This window comes from Hydrogenophaga sp. SL48, from assembly GCF_021729865.1.
In the GTDB taxonomy this organism is placed as follows: domain Bacteria; phylum Pseudomonadota; class Gammaproteobacteria; order Burkholderiales; family Burkholderiaceae_C; genus Hydrogenophaga.
The window spans coordinates 4074878-4094579 of sequence record NZ_CP063400.1; the positions used below are offsets into that span (position 1 = coordinate 4074878).

At 67.7% G+C, this 19702-nt stretch carries 17 protein-coding genes and 1 pseudogene; 10 read left to right on the forward strand and 8 right to left on the reverse strand.

Annotated features, from left to right (window positions below; translation table 11 throughout):
* Positions 1-11 precede the first annotated feature (11 nt).
* The 4 genes from iolE to IM738_RS19310 all read right to left on the reverse strand — a co-directional run bounded on the left by iolE (position 12) and on the right by IM738_RS19310 (position 5843).
* Entirely contained in the window at positions 12-938 is a 927-nt protein-coding gene (gene iolE / locus IM738_RS19295) for a myo-inosose-2 dehydratase (RefSeq protein WP_236962657.1), read from the reverse strand.
* An 80-nt stretch (positions 939-1018) separates the two neighbouring features.
* Positions 1019-1993 (reverse strand): substrate-binding domain-containing protein, encoded by a 975-nt coding sequence (locus tag IM738_RS19300; protein WP_442908447.1) that lies wholly within the window; start codon positions 1991-1993, stop codon positions 1019-1021.
* A complete protein-coding gene (gene iolD, locus IM738_RS19305) occupies positions 1993-3870 on the reverse strand; it encodes a 3D-(3,5/4)-trihydroxycyclohexane-1,2-dione acylhydrolase (decyclizing) (RefSeq protein ID WP_236962658.1) in 1878 nt (625 codons plus the stop codon). The genes IM738_RS19300 and iolD overlap by 1 nt, the downstream gene beginning before the upstream one ends.
* Before the next feature lie 17 nt (positions 3871-3887).
* Complete coding sequence (locus IM738_RS19310) at positions 3888-5843, reverse strand: bifunctional 5-dehydro-2-deoxygluconokinase/5-dehydro-2-deoxyphosphogluconate aldolase (RefSeq protein WP_236962659.1); 1956 nt, start codon at positions 5841-5843, stop codon at positions 3888-3890.
* A gap of 282 nt (positions 5844-6125) precedes the next feature.
* Between IM738_RS19310 and IM738_RS19315 the strand changes: the two genes are divergently transcribed.
* The 3 genes from IM738_RS19315 to IM738_RS19325 all read left to right on the forward strand — a co-directional run bounded on the left by IM738_RS19315 (position 6126) and on the right by IM738_RS19325 (position 9699).
* Positions 6126-7055 (forward strand): sugar ABC transporter substrate-binding protein, encoded by a 930-nt coding sequence (locus tag IM738_RS19315; protein ID WP_236962660.1) that lies wholly within the window; start codon positions 6126-6128, stop codon positions 7053-7055.
* Between the two features lie 68 nt (positions 7056-7123).
* Positions 7124-8662 carry a sugar ABC transporter ATP-binding protein gene (locus IM738_RS19320; RefSeq protein ID WP_236962661.1) on the forward strand — a complete coding sequence of 513 codons (1539 nt, stop codon included), beginning with the start codon at positions 7124-7126 and terminating at the stop codon, positions 8660-8662.
* Positions 8663-8676: 14 nt separating this feature from the next.
* On the forward strand, positions 8677-9699 hold the full coding sequence (locus IM738_RS19325) for an ABC transporter permease (RefSeq protein ID WP_236962662.1): 1023 nt from the start codon (positions 8677-8679) through the stop codon (positions 9697-9699).
* Between the two features lie 66 nt (positions 9700-9765).
* Here the strand turns inward: IM738_RS19325 and IM738_RS19330 are convergent, their stop codons facing one another.
* On the reverse strand, positions 9766-10803 hold the full coding sequence (locus IM738_RS19330; RefSeq protein WP_236962663.1) for a LacI family DNA-binding transcriptional regulator: 1038 nt from the start codon (positions 10801-10803) through the stop codon (positions 9766-9768).
* A 132-nt stretch (positions 10804-10935) separates the two neighbouring features.
* On the opposite strand from IM738_RS19330, the gene IM738_RS19335 reads away from it, so the two are divergent.
* Genes IM738_RS19335 through IM738_RS19350 form a run of 4 tightly spaced genes read left to right on the forward strand, consistent with a single transcriptional unit; the run spans position 10936 to position 14626 of the window.
* The gene (locus IM738_RS19335) at positions 10936-12024 is read left to right on the forward strand and encodes a fatty acid desaturase (protein ID WP_236962664.1); all 1089 of its coding nucleotides are present in this window, start codon (positions 10936-10938) and stop codon (positions 12022-12024) included.
* Between the two features lie 31 nt (positions 12025-12055).
* Positions 12056-12385, forward strand: a complete 330-nt coding sequence (locus IM738_RS19340) for a MocE family 2Fe-2S type ferredoxin (RefSeq protein ID WP_236962665.1) — start codon at positions 12056-12058, stop codon at positions 12383-12385.
* Positions 12378-13637, forward strand: a complete 1260-nt coding sequence (locus IM738_RS19345; protein WP_236962666.1) for an NAD(P)/FAD-dependent oxidoreductase — start codon at positions 12378-12380, stop codon at positions 13635-13637. The genes IM738_RS19340 and IM738_RS19345 overlap by 8 nt, the downstream gene beginning before the upstream one ends.
* Complete coding sequence (locus IM738_RS19350) at positions 13634-14626, forward strand: xylose isomerase (protein ID WP_336886530.1); 993 nt, start codon at positions 13634-13636, stop codon at positions 14624-14626. The genes IM738_RS19345 and IM738_RS19350 overlap by 4 nt, the downstream gene beginning before the upstream one ends.
* A gap of 70 nt (positions 14627-14696) precedes the next feature.
* Here IM738_RS19350 and IM738_RS19355 read toward each other — a convergent pair whose 3' ends face one another.
* The 3 genes from IM738_RS19355 to IM738_RS19365 are packed head-to-tail and all read right to left on the reverse strand — an operon-like array spanning position 14697 to position 17443.
* The gene (locus IM738_RS19355) at positions 14697-15488 is read right to left on the reverse strand and encodes a TIM barrel protein (protein WP_236962667.1); all 792 of its coding nucleotides are present in this window, start codon (positions 15486-15488) and stop codon (positions 14697-14699) included.
* 23 nt (positions 15489-15511) lie between these two features.
* Positions 15512-16522 (reverse strand): Gfo/Idh/MocA family oxidoreductase, encoded by a 1011-nt coding sequence (locus tag IM738_RS19360; protein ID WP_236962668.1) that lies wholly within the window; start codon positions 16520-16522, stop codon positions 15512-15514.
* An 18-nt stretch (positions 16523-16540) separates the two neighbouring features.
* Positions 16541-17443, reverse strand: a complete 903-nt coding sequence (locus tag IM738_RS19365) for a sugar phosphate isomerase/epimerase family protein (protein WP_236962669.1) — start codon at positions 17441-17443, stop codon at positions 16541-16543.
* Between the two features lie 109 nt (positions 17444-17552).
* On the opposite strand from IM738_RS19365, the pseudogene IM738_RS19370 reads away from it, so the two are divergent.
* From IM738_RS19370 to IM738_RS19380, 3 genes and pseudogenes are all read left to right on the forward strand, one after another.
* Positions 17553-17657: pseudogene (locus tag IM738_RS19370) on the forward strand (LacI family DNA-binding transcriptional regulator); the annotation flags it as partial.
* A gap of 355 nt (positions 17658-18012) precedes the next feature.
* Positions 18013-18603 carry a substrate-binding domain-containing protein gene (locus IM738_RS19375; protein ID WP_236962670.1) on the forward strand — a complete coding sequence of 197 codons (591 nt, stop codon included), beginning with the start codon at positions 18013-18015 and terminating at the stop codon, positions 18601-18603.
* Positions 18604-18704: 101 nt separating this feature from the next.
* The gene (locus IM738_RS19380) at positions 18705-19577 is read left to right on the forward strand and encodes a MurR/RpiR family transcriptional regulator (protein WP_236962671.1); all 873 of its coding nucleotides are present in this window, start codon (positions 18705-18707) and stop codon (positions 19575-19577) included.
* The last annotated feature ends 125 nt before the right edge of the window (positions 19578-19702 follow it).

A 19702-nucleotide genomic window follows, 5' to 3' on the forward strand; every position in this document is an offset into this window, starting at 1 on the left:
GCTCCTCGTGTTCAGTTCAGCGAGTCCACCAGGCCGCGCAGGGTCCGGTAGCCCTTCTGCGCGTATTCGTAGCTCGGCGCCACGGCCGGGTCCTGCTCGGCCTCGACCACCAGCCAGCCTTGGTAGCCGTTGTCCTTCAGCGTCTTGAGCGTGGCGGCGTAGTCGATGCTGCCATCGCCCGGCACGGTGAAGGTGCCGTTGATCACGCCGTTCAAGAAGCTCCAGCCGTCGTTGCGCGCCTGCGCGATCACGGGCGTGCGCACGTCCTTGCAGTGCACGTGCACCACACGCTTGACGTGCTTGTTCAGCAGGTCCACTGGGTTGGCCGCGCCGCCGAAGTAGGCGTGACCGGTGTCGAACAGCAGGAACACCTTGGCCGGGTCGGTCAGCGCCATCAGCTTGTCCACGTCGGCCGGCGACTCCACATACGCGCCCATGTGGTGGTGGTAGGCGAGCTGGATGCCGTAGGTCTTGAGCAGGTGCTCGCCGAAGGCGTTCAGGCGTTCGGCGTAGGCCTGCCAGAGCGCGTCGCTCGCAAACTGCGGGCGCTTGGACACGGGCGTGTCGATCTGGCCCTGCACGGTGCCGGCGCATTCGCCGTACACCACGACCTTCACACCGTTGAACTGCAGCTTGCTCATGTGGGCTTTGCAGCGTTCGACTTCGGCGGCCACGGCCTGGGCGTTGTCCTGGCCCGGCTCCAGCTCGGCCAGGAAGCCGGAGTACCAGCCCGACACGCAGGCCAGGCCGAACTGATCGAGCTTGGCCTTGAGGCCCGGGCCGTCTTTCGGGAACTTGTTGCCCAGCTCGAAGCCTTCGTAGCCGATCTCCTTGCCTTCCTTCAGCGCGGTCTCCAGCGGGGTTTCGCCGCCCAGGGACGGCAGGTCGTCGTTCATCCACGACAGGGGGTTGATGCCAATGCGGACGTTCCAGCTCATGTGAAGGGTGCTTTCTTGAAAGGGTTGAAGGGTGAAGGGGTGGGCGACAGGCGCCCGGACGGTGGGGCCAGCGGGCGTGTTCAGGGCTTGGGGGGCCGTGGATTCAGGCTCGCCGGCGTGACCAGCTCGAACGGCACATCCACGAAACGGGGAACCGGTTGTTTCTTGATCAGCTGGAGCGCGGTGGCCACCGCGCTGGCGCCCTGCCCCGCCGCGTTCTGCAGCACGGTCACTTTCAGCTCCCCCGCCTTCATGGAGGCCAGCGCGTCGGGGGTGGCGTCGATGCCCGCCACGATGAACCCGGGTGTCCACACCTTGGCCGCCTTGAGGGCTTCGATCGCGCCGAGGGCCATCTCGTCGTTGTTGGCCACCACGGCGTCGAATGTCTTGCCGGTCGTGGCGCTGGTGGCCACGAGGTTGAGGGTGATGTTCCGGGCGCGCACGCGGTCCCAGCTGCCCAGGCGCCTGTCGAGAACCTTGATGCCACGGCAGGCGGGTGTGGCCAGCACGTCGTCAACGTCCTGGGTGCGGGTGCGGGCGGCCTCGTTGGACAGCAGGCCCATCAAGACCACGATGCGGCCCTTGCCGTTCAGCAGGCGGCAAACCTCCTCGGCCTGCAGGGTGCCCGACACCTTTTCGTCGGACGCCACCAGCGCCACACCTGGGGGCCATTGCTCAAAATCGGCCGGCTTCCGGTTCACGTACACCAGCGGAATCCGGGCCTCGTTGACCATGTGGGTGATCACCCGGGTGGCCTCGGTGTCCACCGGAACCACCACGATGGCGTCGACCCGCTGGGCGACCCAGCTGCGGATCTGGTCGAGCTGCCGGCTCTTGCTGCCCTTGGCGTCTTCGATCAGGATGCTCGCGCCGGATTTCTTGCCCGCGTCCACCACGCCGTCCTTCAACAGGCTCAGGAACGTGTCCTGTTCCGACACGGCAAACCCGATCTTCTGGGCCTGCGCGGCCAGCGGCGTCAGCAGGGCGCCGCAGACTACGGCCGTCCACATCGCGCGCCGGGCCCTGCCCCGCCCGGGAAGAAGCTGGTCGGTCATCACAGGCGCTGCCCGTTCTGCGCGATCAGGTGGTTCGCGTGCGCCGCGTTGACCCCGGGGCGCTGAGACACCTCGGGAATCGCCACCTCCCACCAGCAGCCACCGTCGGTGATGCGGGTGTGGGTGGTGTCGATCACGATGACCTGGGTCCGCTTCGCCTGACGGGCTTTGACCATGGCGGCCTTGAGCTCGGCCACGTCTTTCACATGCACCGCGTCGGCCCCCATGGACCGCGCGTGCATCGCGAAGTCGATGGTGCTGCGCTCGCCACCTTCGGGCACGCAGTCGTCGAGCATGTTGTTGAAGCTCGGGCTGCCGGTCTTGAGCTGCAGGCGCTCGATGCAGCCGTAGCCCCGGTTGTCGAGGATCACGACGATCATTTTCTGGCCCAGCATGACCGAGGTCGCCAGCTCGGAGTTGGCCATCATGTAGGAGCCGTCGCCCACCATGACGATGGACTCCTGCCCGGGCCGGGCCATCTTCACGCCCAGGCCGCCGGCCACTTCGTAGCCCATGCACGAGTAGCCGTACTCCATGTGGTAGTTGCCCGGCAAACTGGCGCGCCAGAGCTTGTGCAGCTCGGCCGGCAGCGTGCCGGCGGCACACAGCACCACGTCGCGAGTGCCGCTGTCCAGGCCCAGCTCGGTGGCCGAGTCGCGCACCGCACCGATCACCTCGGCGTCGTAGGGCAGCATGTCCTTGGGCACGTTCGTGGTGAGCTCGGTGATGCGGGCGTTGGCGGCAGCGGCCTGCTGTTTGGCGCGCGCCGTCCAGGCGGCGTCAGCGGTCCAGCCGGCCAGGCCCGTTCCGAGTTGGCCCAGGCCCACGCGGGCGTCGGCCACCAGCGCGGCGCCGCTCCACTTGCCGGCGTCGTAGGGCTGCACGTTCAGGCTCAGCAGCTTCGCCTGTGGGAACAGCGCGTGTGATCCGGTGGTGAAGTCCTGCAGGCGGGTGCCGACGGCGAACACCACGTCGGCCTCGCGCGCCATGTCGTTGGCCCAGGACACGCCGTCGACACCGATGGCGCCCAGGTTGAGCGGGTGGTCCCAGGGCAGGCTGCTCTTGCCACCGTGCGACTCGACCACCGGCACGCCGTGCGCCTCGGCGAAGGCGCGCAGCGCGGCCCAGGCCTGGCTGTAGAGCACGCCACCGCCGGCCACGATGAGCGGGCGTTGGGCGGTGCGCAGCAGCGCGATGGCGTTGGCCAGTTCACGTTCATCCGCGGGCGGGCGGCGGAAGCGCAGCACGCCTGGGTTCAGGAAGTCCTCGGGGCAGTCGAAGGCCATGGCTTGCACGTCCTGCGGCAGCGAGAGGCAGGCCGGGCCGCAGTGGGCCGGGTCCGTCATGGTCTGGATCGCGCGCGGCAGCGCGGTCAGGATGTGTTCGGGGCGCGTGAGGCGGTCGAAGTAACGCGTGACCGGGCGGAAGCAATCGCTCGCGCTCACGTCGCCCTGGCCGAAGCTTTCGATCTGCTGCAGCACCGGGTCGGGGCGGCGGGTGGCGAACACGTCGCCGGGCAGCAGCAGCACCGGCAGGCGGTTCACATGCGCCACCGCCGCCGCCGTGACCAGGTTGGTCGCGCCCGGGCCGATGCTGGTGGACACGGCCATGATGCGCTGGCGGAACTGGGCCTTGGCAAATGCGATGGCCGCGTGCGCCATGGTCTGTTCGTTGTGGGCGCGGTAGGTGGTCAGGCGCTCGCGCTCGGCCACCAGGGCCTCGCCCATGCCGGCCACGTTGCCGTGGCCGAAGATGGTGAACACGCCACCGCAGTAGGGTTCGATCGAGGCGCGGCCGTCAAGGTGTTCCACCTCCATCCGCAGGGCGGCCAGGTGCTTCACCAGCGCCTGCGCCATCGTGAGTCGTTGGGTTTTCATGTCGTCAATCAGGGTATTCAGGCTGCGGCGCGCTGGGCCGTGTGGCGGGTCTTCCAGGCATCAACAAGCACCGCAAAGTTGCGGGCCACTTCGTCCACAAAAGCCGCATCATCCATCTCACCCTTGAACCATTTCATCGAAGCGTCCACCCACAGCGTGCGCCCGACCATGAAGCCTTTGACGATGGGGTTGGTGGCGTTGGCGAAGCTCGCCGCCAGGAAGTCCAGCGGCTGGTTCAGGCCCAGGATCACGGCGCCTCGGCAGTGGCGGTCGCGTTCGCTGATGAGGGCCTCCAGGTCGCGCCAGCCCTGTTCCTGCATGGGCGCGAGTTTCCACCACTCGGGCTTCACGCCCAGGTTGTAGAAGCGCTTGACCGCGCGCAGCACGGCGGCATCGGCGGTGCCGTCGGGCGTCATCGCTTTCGGCGGAATGATTTCCAGCAGCAGCTCGTTGCCGCTCTCGCGCGTGGCTTCCCACAGCTCCAGCACGGTCTGTTCCTGCTGCAGGCGCAATTCAAAGTGATCGTCCGGGTGGTAGTGCACCAGGCACTTGACGACCTGCTCGGTCGGCCAGTGGATCAGCGCGCTGCCCACCGAGCGCGTGCCGTCGAAGCGCAGCGGACGCGAGCCCGGCAGTTCGACCGGGCGGCCGACCCACCAGCCCCGGCCGGTGGCGCTGGCCAGCGCGTCGCGGCCGTAGTCGCCGCCGTCGATCAGCACGCCGGTGTGGCCCTGCAGCTGGCGGCTGCGCTCGACCTGTTCGGCGGCTTGCACCAGCAGTTTTTTCAGCGCGGGGATGCGCGATTCGGCGGCCCCGGCGGCGCGCGCGATGTCGTAGAACTGGCTGCGGTGGTCAAAGGCCATCACGCACAGGTCTTCCCAGCTCGGGCGCGCGGCGGTCACTCGATGCAGGTGCGCCAGCTGCTCATCGGCGTCCACCTGGGGGTTCCGGCTGCCGCCGAACCAGTGGGCCAGCTCGGCCGGCGTGGGCATGGCGGCGGAGCAGGCGTGGCGCGAGACCACGATGGCGCCGCAGGCGTTGGCGACCTGGGTGGACTCGGCCCAGTCCTTGCCCTGCAGCAGGCTGGCCATCAGGCCCGACAGGAAAGCGTCGCCCGCGCCCAGCACGTTGAGCACCTCCACGCGCTCGCCGCGGTAGGTGGGCGCGGCATCGATGTCGTCGGGCACGTCGCCTTCGATCACGCAGCAGCCCAGCGCGCCGCGTTTGACCACCAGCGCGGCCGTGGGGCACAGGGCGCGCACGGCGCGCAGGCTGGCGATGAGTTCGTCGGCCACGCCCCCGGCGATGAAGAACTCTTCTTCGGTGCCGACCAGCAGGTCGAACAGCGGCAGCGAGGCCTGCAGCTGGCGCGTCACGCCGGCGTCGTCCACGAAACGGTTTTCACCGGCGCCCCGGCCGGTCAGGCCCCAGAGCACCGGGCGGTAGTCGATATCCAGCACGGTCACCGTGCCGCTGCGGCGCGCGGCCTGCAGCGCCTTGTGGGCGGCGGCGCGGGTGCCGGGGGTCGAGAGGTGGGTGCCGGTGATGGCCAGCGCGCGGCACTGGGCGATGAAAGCTTCGTCAATGGCGGCGGCGTCGATCGCCATGTCGGCGCAGTTCTCGCGCACGAACAGCAGCGGGAAGGTGTCGCGGTCCTTCAGGCCCAGCAGCACCAGGGCCGTGAGGCGCTCCGGGTCCACCTGCACCTGGCTGGTGTCGCAGCCTTCGGCGCGCAGGCTCTCGGTGAGGAAGCGGCCCATCTGCTCGTCGCCGACGCGCGAGATCATGGCGCTCCTGCAGCCCAGGCGCGCCACGCCGAAGGCCAGGTTGGCCGAGCTGCCACCCAGGTACATGGCCAGGCTGCGCGCATCTTCGAGGCGGCTGCCGAACTGCTGGGCGTAGAGGTCCACGGCCAGCCGGCCCAGGCAGGCCAGGTCGTGGCGGCGACCTTGTGGAAATGGTAGTTGGCTCATCGGCGTTTCGGCCTCCGGCGGGAGGCGTCGGTCAGGGTTTGAAAAAGAGGGCGATGTCGGGCGACTGGCGCAACGGAGGCAGGACCACAGAAGCCATGGCAAAGCCCGCGTGGTGCTGAGTCTATGGTTTTGAGAAAATATTTTCTCTTGGTGTAAACACTTAGAAAATATTTTTCTAATTTGCCTATAGTCCATCCTGCCAACCGAAGAGTCGCCCCCATGCCGGCACAGCCCGACCGAGAGGCGACCCAGGCAATCCACTTCAATCCACCGGAGACATTCATGAAGAAACTTCTCGTCGCAGCCGCCGTGTCCACCACCCTGCTGGCCCCGCTGGCCGCCCACGCCCAGAAAGTCGGCCTGGCCATGGCCGAGCTGGACACCTTCCTGACCCTGCTCAAGAACGGCACGCTGGACGCCGCCAAAAAATCAGGCGCGACCGTGCAGGTGGAAGATGCCCAGGCCGACGTGGGCAAGCAGCTGAGCCAGATCCAGAACTTCATCGCCCAGAAGGTGGACGCGATCATCGTCAACCCGGTGGACACCGACGTGACGCCCAAGATCACCAAGATGGTGACCGACGCCAAGATCCCCCTGGTCTACGTGAACCGCAAGCCGGTGGACTTCGCCAAGCTGCCGGCCGGCGTGGCCTTCGTGGCATCGGACGAAACAGTCTCCGGCACACTGCAGACGCAACAGGTCTGCAAGCTGCTCAAAGGCAAGGGCGACGTGCTGGTGCTGATGGGCGATCTCTCCAACGAAGCCGCTCGCACCCGCACGCAGGACATCGAGGACGTGGTCAAGACCAAGGAGTGCTCGGGCCTCAAGATCGCCGACAAGCGCGAAGGCAAGTGGAGCCGCACCAACGGCCAGGATCTGACCACCAACTGGCTGTCCTCGGGCGTGAAGTTCGATGCCATCATCGCCAACAACGACGAGATGGCCCTGGGCGCGATCAACGCGCTGAAGGCGTCCAAGAAGTGGACCCCCGCTTCCATCGTCGCCGGCATCGACGCCACACCCGACGCGCTGGCCTCGATGAAGGCCGGCGACCTGAAGGTCACCGTGTTCCAGAACGCCGCCGGACAGGGCGCGGGCGCCGTCGAGTCGGCCCTCAAGCTGATCAAGAAGCAGCCCGTGGACCGTTTCGTGAACGTGCCGTTCGAGCTGGTCACGCCCGAGAACCTGAGCAAGTACAGCGGCAAGAACTGAGCGTTCTTCGCCACAGGGCGGCCCGACAGGGCCGCCCTGTTGTCCCTTTCGAGTCCGGAGACCGCTCCATGTCTGATACAGCCACCCTCGAACGACCGGCCCCGGCCGGTCAGGTCGCCCCCCCGCCACTGCTGGAAATACGCGGCATCCGCAAGGCCTTCCCCGGCGTGGTCGCGCTGGACAACGTGGGCTTCCAGCTGCGCGCCGGCACCGTGCACGCCCTGATGGGCGAAAACGGCGCGGGCAAGTCCACGCTGATGAAGATCATTGCCGGCGTCTACACGCCGGACAAGGGCGAGATCCGCCTCAAGGGCCAGCCCGTCACACTCAAGTCGCCCATCGATGCGCTGAGCCAGGGCATCGCCATGATCCACCAGGAACTCAACCTGATGCCGCACATGACGGTGGCCGAGAACGTGTGGATCACCCGCGAACCCAAGAACCGTTTCGGCTTCGTGGACCACACCGAACTCCGGCGCCGCACCGAAGCGCTGTTCGCGCGCCTGAACATCCACATCGATCCGCTGGCCGAGGTCCAGACCCTGTCGGTGGCGAGCCGCCAGATGGTGGAGATCGCCAAGGCCGTGTCCTACAACTCGGACGTGCTGATCATGGACGAGCCCACCTCGGCGCTGACCGAGACCGAAGTGGCGCACCTGTTCGACATCATCCGCACGCTGCGCGCGCAGGGCAAAGGCATCATCTACATCACCCACAAGATGAACGAGCTGTTCGAGATCGCCGACGAGTTCTCGGTGTTCCGCGACGGCCAGTACATCGCCACCCACGCCTCCAGCGATGTGACCCGCGACGACATCATCAAGATGATGGTGGGCCGCGAGATCACGCAGATGTTCCCCAAGGAGACCGTGCCCATCGGCGAGGTCGTGCTCTCGGTCAGGAACCTGAGCCTCAAGGGCGTGTTCGACGACGTGAGCTTCGACATCCGCGCGGGCGAGATCCTGGGCCTGGCCGGCCTGGTGGGCTCGGGCCGCTCCAACGTGGCCGAAACGCTGTTCGGCGTGACGCCGGCCACCAGCGGCAGCATCACCATCAACGGACAAGCCATGGTGATGGACACCCCGGCCAAGGCCATGGGCGCCGGCATGGCCTTCCTGACCGAAGACCGCAAGGACACCGGCTGCTTCCTGTGCCTGGACATCCAGACCAACGCCGAGATGGCCGTGCTCAACCAGCGCTACGTGAACAAGCTGGGCTTTGTGCAGAGCTCGCAGCTGACCAAGGACAGCATCGAGATGGCGCGGCGCCTGCGCGTCAAGACGCCCGACATGCAGGAGATCATCCAGAACCTCTCGGGCGGCAACCAGCAGAAGGTGCTGGTGGCGCGCTGGCTGCTGACCCACCCCAAGATCCTGATCCTGGACGAACCCACGCGCGGCATCGACGTCGGTGCCAAGGCCGAGATCCACAAACTGGTGAGCGAGCTCGCTGGCCAGGGCGTGGCGATCCTGATGATCTCTTCCGAAATGCCCGAGGTGCTGGGCATGAGCGACCGCGTCGCGGTCATGCACCAGGGCCGCATCACCGGCATCCTCGACCGTTCTGAAGCCACCCAGGTCAGCGTGATGGACCTGGCCGCCAAGTGAACCCCGGAGTCCCCATGAACACCACCACCGCGAAGACCACCATGTCCTCCCTCGCCACCCCCGCCAAATTCAAGCTCCCGCAGGAAGCGAGCATCTTCCTCGTGCTGGCCGGCATCTGCCTGCTGTTCGAGTTGCTCGGCTGGGTGATCAACGACCAGAGCTTCCTGTTCAACCTCGACCGCCTGCAGATCATCATCCTGCAAATGGCGGTGATCGGCATCATCGCCATCGGCGTCAACCTGGTGATCATCACCAGCGGCATCGACCTCTCGTCAGGCTCGGTGGTGGCTGCCTCGGCCGTGGTCGCGGCCAGCCTGGCCCAGGTGTCGGACTTCCCGCGCGCCGTGTTCCCGGCGCTGGTGGACCTGCCCATCGTCTGGCCCATCCTGGCGGGCGCGTTCACCGGACTGGTCATCGGCTGCATCAACGGCTCGCTGATCGCCTACACCATGATCCCGCCCTTCATCGCGACGCTGGGCACCATGGTGGCCGCGCGCGGTTTCGCCAAGTGGTTCACCGGCGGCATGCCGGTGTCGATGCTGACCGACGACTTCGCCTGGATCGGCTCGGGCGCCAACCCGGTGTACCTGTTCCTGATCATTGCGGCGATCTTCCACGTCGTGCTGCGCTACACGCGGTTTGGCAAGTTCACCTACGCCATCGGCGCCAACCGCCAGGCCGCCATCGTCTCGGGCATCAACGTCAACCGCCACCTGATCTGGGTCTACACCATCGCCGGTACGCTGGCGGGCATCGCCGGCACCGTGACCGCGGCCCGCGCCATCTCCGGCCAGTCCAGCATGGGCGTGATGTACGAGCTCGACGCCATCGCCGCGGTCGTGATCGGCGGTACCTCGCTGGTGGGAGGCAAAGGCCGCATCACCGGCACCGTGATCGGCGTGCTGATCCTCGGCGTCATGACCTCGGGCTTCACCTTCATCCGCATCGACGCCTACTACCAGGAGATGGTCAAGGGCGCGATCATCGTGGCCGCCGTGGTGGCCGACCAGTACCGCAACCGCAAGCGCCGCGCCTGAGTTTCATTGGTTGTCTTCACAGACTTTATGAGCCACCTTCGGGTGGCTCTTTTTTTCACAGTCCGCTCACACGTTCTCTGCGGTGTACAGCTCAAACGGCAACACAAACGGCTGGCCAAAGGCCACCGGCGCGCCGGGCTCCAGCGCGCGCAGCAGCACCGACACGGCGGTCTCGGCCACCGGGCCGACAGGCGTCTGGATCACCAGGTCGATCACGCCGTCGATGAGCGCCAGCCGGTGCTCGGGCGTGAGGCCGTGGGCCACCACCACGATCCCGCGACCCGCGCCCTCTTCGCGCAACGCCCGCACGATGCCGCGCATGGCGCCGCCCCCGGTGTCGTACAGGCCCACCAGCTGCGGGTGGCGCGCCAACAGGCCGAGCGTGGCTTCGTAGCCCAGTCGCTCGTCTTCCAGGTTCACCCGCGCATCCAGCACGCGCAGCCCCGGGGCCTGTTCGCGCAGCGCGGCGCGGAACGCCATTTCGCTGAGTTCCTGCCCGAGGTAGCGGTGGCTACCGATGAACACCGCCACCTCGCCCTCACCGCGCGAGAGGCGGCGCACGGCCCAGGCTGCCGTGCGCCCGCGCTGACGGTCGTCGATGCTCACGCAGCCCAGGCGCAGTGGTGAACTCAGGTCGCTGAGCAGGGCCAGGCAGGGATGGCCTTCTTCATGCAACTGGCCCACCGCAGCGTTGACATGCGGATGGTCCAGCGCCACCACGCCCAGCGCGTCGCAGCGGCGCCCGAGTTCCAGCAGCTTCTCGCCGATGACCGCCGGCTCCAGGTCGTCCACGAACTCGACCACGGCCGTGCCACGCCCGTCGGTCTGGCGTGCGACAGCGTCGCGCAGGGCCTGCGCGAAGGCCTGGTAGAAGGGCGACGAACGCTTCTGCAGGCAAAAGCCCAGGCGCCGGTGGGCAGCCCGCGCGGGCAGGCGCTGGCGCATCAGGTGCACCGCGTGGTAGCCCAGCCTGTCGGCCGCTTCGATCACGCGCAGGGCCGTGCCTTCGCGCACCGGCAGGCGGCTGTTGAGCACGCGGTCCACCGTGGCGATGCTCACGCCCGCCGCCTCGGCGATGGCCTGGATGGTGACCTTGGGTTTCATGCCGGCTCCTGCCAGAAATGCAAGTTGGAGTGGTGTCATTCTGATAGCTTTTGATGTCATTTGATAGCGAATGATTGGAAAACTTTTTCGAATCAATGACACTCCTGAAAACCATTCAGGAGACCGCTCCCCATGACCACCGCCAGTGCCGCTGCCGCATCGCCAAACCCGTCCACCCGCTCCCGGGACGACTACCGCCTGATCGGCGGCGCTGGCGAGCGCGCCGAGGCCGCTGGCCTGGTGAACGCCCAGTGGTACCAGTGCCCGGTGCCACGCGCCGAACTCAAGGCGCTGATGAAGCGCGACGATGCCCATGCGATCCGCGACACCCTGCTCTGGTATGGCCTGATCCTGGGCTGCGGCGCTCTGTTCGTGCACGGATGGACGGCCGGCTGGAACGGCTGGGCGCTGGCACTCGCCTACCTGGCCTACGCCACGCTCTACAGCAGCCCGGCCGACAGCCGCTGGCACGAGTGCGGCCACGGCACCGCCTTCAAAACGCGCTGGATGAACGACGTGGTCTACCAGCTGGCGTGTTTCCAGCTCACGCGTCGGCCCACCCGCTGGCGCTGGAGCCACGCGCGCCACCACACCGACACGCTGGTGACCGGCCGCGACCCGGAGTTCAACGTCACGCTGCCGCCCGACGTGCCCGCGCTGCTGCTGAACCTCTTCGCGCTCAAGAACGTGCCGACCGAGCTGTGGACCACGCTGCGCCACGCGGTGGGCCACATCAGCGCCGAAGAGAAGACCTACATCCCCGAGATGGCGTGGCCGTCGGCGGTGCGCACGGCACGGGCCTGGGTGCTGGCCGACGGGCTGATCATCGGCGCGGCGCTGGTCACGCAGAGCTGGCTGCCGTTGCTGCTGCTGGGCCCGCTGCCCAGCATGGCCGGCGCCTGGCTGATGCACCTGCTGGGCCTGACGCAGCACGCCGGCCTGCCCGAAAACGTGCTGGACCACCGGCTCAACAGCCGCACCATCCTGATGGGGCCGGTGCTGCGCTTTCTTTACTGGAACATGAACTACCACGTGGAGCACCACATGTTTCCACTGGTGCCCTACCACGCACTGCCGAAGCTGCACGCGCTGATGACGGCCGACTGCCCACCGCCCTGCACCAGCACGCCGCAGGCTCTGGCCGAAGTCCTGTCCGCCATTTGGCGCCAGCGCCGAGACACCGGTTTTTTCATCGCGCGTCCGCTGCCCACCCGCCCCTGAGACCCCACAACCACAAGCTGGAGACCACCCCATGAATCACTGGACCGATGTCTGCGCGCTGGACGCGATCGACGACGAAGATGTGCTGCGCTTCGACCACGCCGGCAAGACCTACGCGGTGTACCGCGTCGAAGACCGGGTCTACGCCACCGACGGCCTGTGCACCCACGAAAAGATCCACCTGGCCGACGGCCTGGTGATGGACCACGTGATCGAATGCCCCAAGCACAACGGGCGTTTCGACATCCGCGACGGCCGCGCGCTGGGCGCGCCGGTGTGCGTGAACCTGCGCACCTGGCCGGCCCGCGTGCACGAAGGCCAGGTGCAGATCCAGCTGGAAGCGGCAGGCCCCCATGACTGACACGACCACACCTGGCATGGTCATCGTCGGCGCTGGCCACTGCGGCGGCCGCGCCGCCCAGGCCCTGCGCGAAGCCGGCTGGACCGGCACCATCCACCTGATCGGCATGGAGCGCCATTTGCCCTATGAGCGCCCGCCGCTGTCCAAGGAACTCCTGACCGGCGAGAAGACCGCTGGGGCCTGCCAGCTGCGCAGCGCACAGGCCTTGATCGACGACGGCGTGCGCCTGCACACGCAGCGCGTGTCGGCGCTGGACACCGCGCGCCGCTGCATCACGCTGGCCAACGGCCAGGTGCTGCCCTACCACCGCCTGCTGCTGGCCACCGGTGGCAGCGCGCGCTGCCTCGACATCCCCGGCGCCGACCTGCCCGAGGTGCTGACGCTGCGTACCGTGGACGACGCGCTGCTGCTGTCGCAACGCCTGGGCGCGGGCCGGCACCTGCTGGTGGTCGGCGGCGGCTTCATCGGGCTGGAGGTCGCGGCGTCCGCGCGCCGCGCTGGCATGGCCGTGACCCTGGTGGAAGGTGCACCGCGCCTGCTCGGCCGCGCCGTGCCGGCAGACATCGCCGCCCGTGCGCAGGCGCTGCACCAGGCCCATGGCGTGGACCTGCGGCTGGGCGTGCTGCCCACCGCCATCGTGCCGCGCCAGCCCGGCGGCGTGCGCGTGCAACTGAACGACGGCAGCCACGTGGACGCCGACACCGTGCTGGTCGGGATCGGCATGAAGCCAGCCACCGCCCTCGCGCACGCGGCGGGCCTGACCGTGGCGCAAGGCATCGTGGTGGACGCGGGCCTGCGCACCAGCGCGCCCGAGGTGTTCGCGGCCGGCGACGTGGCCGAGTTCCCGGGGCCGCTCTCGGGCCTGCCCATACGGCAGGAAACCTGGTTCAACGCCGAGACCCAGGCGCGCGTGGCGGCGCACAACATGGTGGGCGGCCATGAGGTGGTGCACCAGCCGCCCTGGTTCTGGAGCGACCAGTACGACCACCAGCTGCAGGTCTGCGGCGAACCTGCGATGGGCACACACACGGTGGTGCGCGAGCTGGGCGATGGTGACCGCATCGCCTTCCACCTGGACGCGCAGGAACGGCTGGTCGGCATGAGCGCCTGGGGCCTGGCCCCCCGCTGCCTGAAAGAGGTCAAGCTCGCTCGCCTGCTGGTGGAGCGGCGCATCAACGCCCGCCCGGCCGACCTGCACGACCCGGCCGTGAAGCTCAAGGCGCTGGCCGCGAGCACGGCGGTGCTGACATGAACGTTGTGCGCCCGCCGCTGCCCATCGGCATCAACCTCGACGGCGTGCTGGTGCACGACGGCCGACCCACGCCCGACACACCCACGCGACTGCGCTGGGTGCGCGAGGCCGGCGTGTTTGACTACATCGAGAAGAACATCGACCCGCGCGAGGACTTCGCGCCCTACCGCGACTGGGTGGCCGAACACGGCGTGCCCATCGGCGTGTTCGGCGGCATCTTCTGCGCCGGCCGCGACGAGGCGCTGATGCACTGGGGCCTGCGCATCGGCGGCGAGCTGGGCGCTCGGCTGTTCAACATGCAGCTGTTTGCGCGCCACGCCGATGGTCACGAACTGAACGACCGCGAGGTGGCGGACTGGTTTCTGGACGCAATGGAGCACGGCAGCGCCATCGGATGCCTGCCTTCGGTGGAGGTGCACGTGGACATGTGGAACGAGCGCTTCCACCGTGTCGAGGCGGTGGGCGAACTGCTGGCGCGTGCGAACGTGCCGCTGCGTCTGACGCTGGACCACTCGCACCTGGTGTTCAAGATCGGCAACGACGAGGAACTCGCGGCCAGCGGTCTGCAGGGCTCAGCCGATGGCGGAAGATCGCGCCTGGCGCCGAGCCAGGCAAACAGCTTCTACCGCCAGTGGCTGGCACGCGGCTGGGTGGTGCACGCGCACACACGCAGCGTGGCTCCGGGCGTGCCGGGCAACGCTGCCATGCAGCGCGCTGACGGCCGCCCGGGCCGCGCGATCCAGTACCCCTTCACCGAACCCGCACCGGGCAGCTTCCACCTCGATTGGGACGCCCAGGCGCTCACGACCTGGAAGGACGCAGTGCTGGAACTGCTCGCTGAGATGAAGGCGCACCCCGAGCGCACCCCCCAGCAGATCAGCTGCGAGTTCATCCCCTTCCCCGACTACGGCGGCGGCGGGCGCTACGACATCTGGCAGAACAACATCGCCTGCGCGCGCTGGCTGCAGGAAAAATGGCGGTGCCGCTGATCCCGGCACCCGCGCCCAAATGAAAAGGCCAGCGAACGCTGGCCTTTTCCGGGTCAGGGACTGAGCGGACTCAGGCGGCAACCTGCTCGCGCAGCCAGCCCATGCTGTCGGCCAGCGCGGTTTGCGGGTCGGCCAGTTCCTGCACTTCGGTGGCGAAGGGCTCGAAGCTGAACGGGCCGGTGTAGCCCGCCGCCTGCAGCGCGCGGATCTGCGGCACGTTGCCCAGGCGGTCGCGCTTGTCGACCAGCACGCGGTGGGCGTCGAGCATCTTGTCGACCGACACGTCAGCGTCGGCCACGCCGGAGATGTGCACCAGACCGGTCCACTCGGGGAAGAACTCGGTTTCGCTCGCCAGGTGGTGGTGGAAGGTGTCGTGCACCAGCTTGAACCGGCCTTCACCGCCGGCTTCTTTGATGGCGGCGATGGCGTCGGCCTTGCGGCGCAGCGAGGACACCGGGAAGCCCAGCGGCTCCACCAGGCCCTGGATGCCACGCGATTCCAGGATGGGTTTGATGGCCTTGAGCGCGGTCACCACGTCGGCCTGTGAGACCGGTGTGCCGTCGTTGAGCGGGCACATCACCAGGGCCTTGGCGCCCGAAGCAGCGGCGTAGTCGGCGAGCTTCTCGGTCTGCGCGCGGCGCTCGTCGTTCCACACGTTGAACGGGTACAGCGCGTTGATGGACAGCAGGTTCACGCCGGCGGCTTCTGCCGCGGCTTTCACGTCGGCCGGCAGCAGGGTGCCGACCACGTTGGGCGTGTCGTTGCGGATTTCGACGTCGGTCACGCCCAGGGCGCGGGCCATGGCGAAGAACTGGGCGGGCGATTGGCGGGGAGCCAGGATGTGGCTGAGGGAGAAACGCATGGTGTGTCTTTCAAACAATGGGGTCAGTTGTAGAGAGCCGGACGCGTTGGCAGCTCGATGGCGACGGCCTGGCCATCGCTCTCTTGCGCCTTCACGCAGGCATCGGACGTGACCGCAGCGGCATAGCCGTCCCAGGCGCTGGGGCCGGAGGCGCCGCCCTGGGATGCTGCACCGATGAAATCATTCAGCTCCACGTCGTAGCTGGCCACGAAGCGGTCTTTCCAGTCGGTCAGGATGCTGCTCTGGCGTTGGGCGCCCAGGCGCATGTCCACGGTCATGGGTTCGGGCAGCCTGGCGGTGCCCTCTTCTCCGACCACCTCGCACTGGATGTCGTAGCCGTAGGCGCAGTTGACGAAGATCTCGACGTCGATCAGCACGCCCTTCTGCGTTTCCAGCACCACGACCTGCGGGTCGCGCAGCTTGCTGTGGCTGCGCGCGGCGTTGCGCGGGTAGAGCACGCGGGCCGAAACGTAGTCGTCGTTGAGCAGCCAGCGGAACACGTCGATCTCGTGAATCATGGTGTCGTGGATCGCCATGGGCGTGACGTAGGCCTCGGGCACGGCCGGGTTGCGGTGGGCGGCGTGCACCAGGATCGGCGCGCCGGTGTGCCGCTCGATGGCCTGCTTGAGCGCGACGTAACCCGCGTCGTAGCGGCGCATGAAGCCGACCTGCACGAGGCGGCGGCCGAACTTCACTTCGGCGTCCACGATGCGACGCGCGCCTTCGGCCGTGGTGGCCAGCGGCTTCTCGCAGAACACCGGCTTGCCGGCGGCGATGGCGGCCAGCACATAGGGCTCGTGGGTCGCGCCCCAGGACGTGACCAGCACGGCCTGCACCTCGGGCGCGGCGATCAGGGCTTCGCCCGTCTCGTAGATCTTCGCGCTGGGCGCGAGGTCCTTGCGGACGGCTTCGGCGCTGGCCGCGTTCACGTCGGACAGGGCCACCACTTCAGCGCCCGCGAGCACCTGTTGAATGCGACGCGTGTGGTCGCGGCCGATCATGCCGGTGCCGATGACACCAATGTTCAAGGTCATGGAATATCTCCGTAGGGGTCAGTTGTTGGAAAACTTGTCGAGGTGGCGCTGCATCTCGGCGCGCATGAAGCGGGATGAGTGATCGGCGCGCTCTTCCCAGGCGAACACGCAGGACGAGAGCACGCCGTCGAACTTGACTTCAGCGAGCGTCTTGAAGAACAGGTCCCAGTCGATCTCGCCCTGGCCCATGTCCAGGTGCTGGTGCACCCGGACCTGCGTGGAGCCCGGCGGGTTGACGATGTAGCGCAGCTGGCTGCTCTTCTTGTGGTTGAAGGTGTCGGCCACCCGCACGTGGGCCAGCACCGGGGCGGCCTCCTTGATCATGGCGGCCATGTCGTCGCCGTAATAGAAGGTGTGCGGCGCGATGTAGCTGAGCTTCAGCGCTTTGGAGCCGATGTTCTTCACGATGTCGGCCGCGGGCTGCATGGTCTCGATCCAGTCCTCGGGGTGCGGCTCGACGCTGAGCGTGAGGCCTTCCTTCTCGAAGATCGGCAGCAGCTCGTCCATGCTGCGGAACCAGGCGGCTTCGCACATCTCCTTGGTGTTCGCGCCGGGGCGCTCGCCCACCGAACGCTCGGGCGACGAACCCCGGCCGAACTCGGAGATCATGAGTTCACAGCCCATCTCGACCGAGACTTCAATGGCCTTCTTCCAGCAGCGCACGGCCCAGGTGCGCTCGTCCTCGAAGGGGCTGGCCCAGCGGTACATGGGTTGCAGCGTGGCCAGGCCCACGCCGGCGGCGCGCATCGCGGCCTTGAAGCCGGCCATGCGCTCTTTGGTGGCGCGGGGCATGACCCACCAGTCCAGGAAGTCCGAGCGGGGCGAGAGTTCGATCTGGTCGTAGCCCAGATCGGCCACCGCGCCGGGCAGCTGCTCCAGCGACAGGTGCCGGATCATGTACGGGTCTAGGGCGATTTTCATGGCGGGTCTCCTGGTGTTGTCGTTGCGGCACCCACACGGCGCGGCCAGCGCAATGTAGGTTCGCCGTCCGCCAGCGGCGGCGGGATAATTGACGAAAAATCGTCAAATCATGGAAAACCCCAAGCGCCGAAAAAAGACCGCCCGCTTCGCTGAAATCGCCGAGCTCGCGGGCGTGAGCGTGGCCACCGTGGACCGCGTGCTCAACGAGCGCGACACGGCCTCCGTCAAGACGCGCGAGAAGGTGGTGCAGGCCGCGCGGCAGCTGGGCATCCCGCGCGTGCTGCCCGACACGCGGCACGGCCTGGTCCACATCGACATCGTGCTGCCCGACAACCCCTCGCCGTTTTTCCAGCGGCTGAACCTGGCCATGCAGCGCGGCGTGGCCATGCTCGACAAGCGGCTGGTGGTGCACCGCGTCACCACCCCCGAAGAGGACGAAGCGGCCCTGGTGCGCGCCATCGGGCCGCGCCGCTACCCGCGCCAGGCGCTGATCGTCTCGGCGCCGGACACGCCCGCCGTGCGCCAGGCGCTGCAGGCGGCGCGCGCGCGGCGAACACGTGGCGATGGTGGTGACCAACGTCGCGGGCGTGCCGCAGGCCGACTACGTGGGCATCGACAACCACGCCGCCGGCCGCACCGCGGGCTACCTGCTCGGGCGCCTGTGCCACCGCGAAGGCCGGGTGCTGATCCTCTCCAGCCGGCTGGACTACCTGGGCCACATCGAACGCAGCGGCGGCTGCCGCGAGGTGCTGGCGGCGCAGTTCCCCCACCTGCGCTGCGACGGGGACGTGGCCGAGACACACGACGACCCGGACCGTTGTTACCTCGCGCTCAAGAAGGCGCTGCAGGGCCGGGGCGACGTGGTTGGCCTCTACAACACGGGCGCCGGTTCGCCCGGCATCCACGCCGCCCTGCAGCGCTTCGCGCAAGACAAGGTGTGCTGGGTGACGCACGAGATCTCGGACGACCACCGGCAGTACCTGCAGCAGGGCGTGCTCGACGTGGTGATCGACCAGGACCCGGACACGCAGGCCATCCGCGCACTGCAGCACACGCTGGCCGCGCTGGGCATGGCACCACACGCCACCACGCCGGACACGCCGGGTGAGTTCCGGCTGTACTTCGCCGAGAACATGGACCGGCGGCCGTACTTGGCGTAAGCCCCTGCATCCGGGAACTGGGTTTTCATTCAGAATGCTCGGAGAAATCCTTTTCCACATCGCGCGGGCCCACCCACGCGGCACATGAAAGACTCGGGGCAATGGCATCCAAGGGCAACGACCAGACCAGCGTGGACCAGTTCATTGCGCGCATCTCGACCGAGTACGACACGCTGAGCAAGCAGCTCAAGGTCATTGCCAAGTACGTGGAGCAGCACCGGGACCACGTGGGCCTCGAAGGCATCCAGCAGCTGGCCACCCACTGCCAGGTGCAACCCTCGGCGGTGGTGCGGTTTGCCAAACATTTCGGGTTCTCGGGGTTCTCCGAGATGCAGGCCATCTTCCGCGAGGGGCTGACGCGCCAGCTCGCGCCCAACCGCAACTACCGCACGCGCATCCGCGACATCATCGAGTCGGGCTCGGGCAGCCTGTCCAGCGTCGAGATCGCGCGCGAGTTTCTGGCCGGCAGCCAGGCCGGCATGCACGAACTGGAGGCCAACCTGGACGAGGCTGCGTTCAAGAAGGCGGTGGACATGCTGCGCGAGACCGACTGCATCTGGATCGCGGCCTCGCGCCGCTCCTTCCCGGTGGCCGTGTACCTGGACTACGCCTTCCAGCACACCGACAAGCGGGTCTGCCTCATGTCGGGCCTGGGCAGCATGCACCAGGGGCAGATGCGTTCGGTGCGTGAGGGCGATGTGATCGTGGCGATTTCCTTCGCGCCCTATGCCGAAGAAACGCTGGCCGCGGTGGACCTGGCGGTGGAACGCGGCGCCCGCCTGATCGCCATCACCGACAGCCGCATGAGTCCGCTGGCCAAGCTGGCCAGGGCCACCCTGCTGGTGCAGGACAACTCCACCTTCGGCTTCCGCGCCCTCACCAGCACCATGGGCCTGGCGCAGAGCCTGTTCATCGCACTGGCCTACGCGCTGGAACTGCCCTACCGCCCCACGTCGCCCAAGACGGCGACCTGAAACACCTGTCGAAAATTCATTCGACGGGAAAAATATTCTGGAAAATTATTTCCAAATTCGAGAAAGCTCTTTATAGTCCCGTTGCCCGAGCGCCTCAGTGAAGTCGCGCGCGGAGCCCCACAAAC

Excerpts from the sequence above, each read along its gene's own strand:
- IM738_RS19355 (WP_236962667.1), bottom strand. The coding sequence starts at position 15,488 with ATGCGTTTCTCCCTCAGCCACATCCTGGCTCCCCGCCAATCGCCCGCC.
- IM738_RS19300 (WP_442908447.1), bottom strand. The coding sequence starts at position 1,993 with ATGACCGACCAGCTTCTTCCCGGGCGGGGCAGGGCCCGGCGCGCGATG.
- IM738_RS19365 (WP_236962669.1), bottom strand. The coding sequence starts at position 17,443 with ATGAAAATCGCCCTAGACCCGTACATGATCCGGCACCTGTCGCTGGAG.
- IM738_RS19340 (WP_236962665.1), top strand. The coding sequence starts at position 12,056 with ATGAATCACTGGACCGATGTCTGCGCGCTGGACGCGATCGACGACGAA.
- IM738_RS19360 (WP_236962668.1), bottom strand. The coding sequence starts at position 16,522 with ATGACCTTGAACATTGGTGTCATCGGCACCGGCATGATCGGCCGCGAC.
- IM738_RS19330 (WP_236962663.1), bottom strand. The coding sequence starts at position 10,803 with ATGAAACCCAAGGTCACCATCCAGGCCATCGCCGAGGCGGCGGGCGTG.
- IM738_RS19310 (WP_236962659.1), bottom strand. The coding sequence starts at position 5,843 with ATGAGCCAACTACCATTTCCACAAGGTCGCCGCCACGACCTGGCCTGC.
- iolE (WP_236962657.1), bottom strand. The coding sequence starts at position 938 with ATGAGCTGGAACGTCCGCATTGGCATCAACCCCCTGTCGTGGATGAAC.
- IM738_RS19350 (WP_336886530.1), top strand. The coding sequence starts at position 13,634 with ATGAACGTTGTGCGCCCGCCGCTGCCCATCGGCATCAACCTCGACGGC.
- IM738_RS19335 (WP_236962664.1), top strand. The coding sequence starts at position 10,936 with ATGACCACCGCCAGTGCCGCTGCCGCATCGCCAAACCCGTCCACCCGC.
- IM738_RS19345 (WP_236962666.1), top strand. The coding sequence starts at position 12,378 with ATGACTGACACGACCACACCTGGCATGGTCATCGTCGGCGCTGGCCAC.
- IM738_RS19320 (WP_236962661.1), top strand. The coding sequence starts at position 7,124 with ATGTCTGATACAGCCACCCTCGAACGACCGGCCCCGGCCGGTCAGGTC.
- IM738_RS19315 (WP_236962660.1), top strand. The coding sequence starts at position 6,126 with ATGAAGAAACTTCTCGTCGCAGCCGCCGTGTCCACCACCCTGCTGGCC.
- IM738_RS19380 (WP_236962671.1), top strand. The coding sequence starts at position 18,705 with ATGGCATCCAAGGGCAACGACCAGACCAGCGTGGACCAGTTCATTGCG.
- iolD (WP_236962658.1), bottom strand. The coding sequence starts at position 3,870 with ATGAAAACCCAACGACTCACGATGGCGCAGGCGCTGGTGAAGCACCTG.
- IM738_RS19325 (WP_236962662.1), top strand. The coding sequence starts at position 8,677 with ATGAACACCACCACCGCGAAGACCACCATGTCCTCCCTCGCCACCCCC.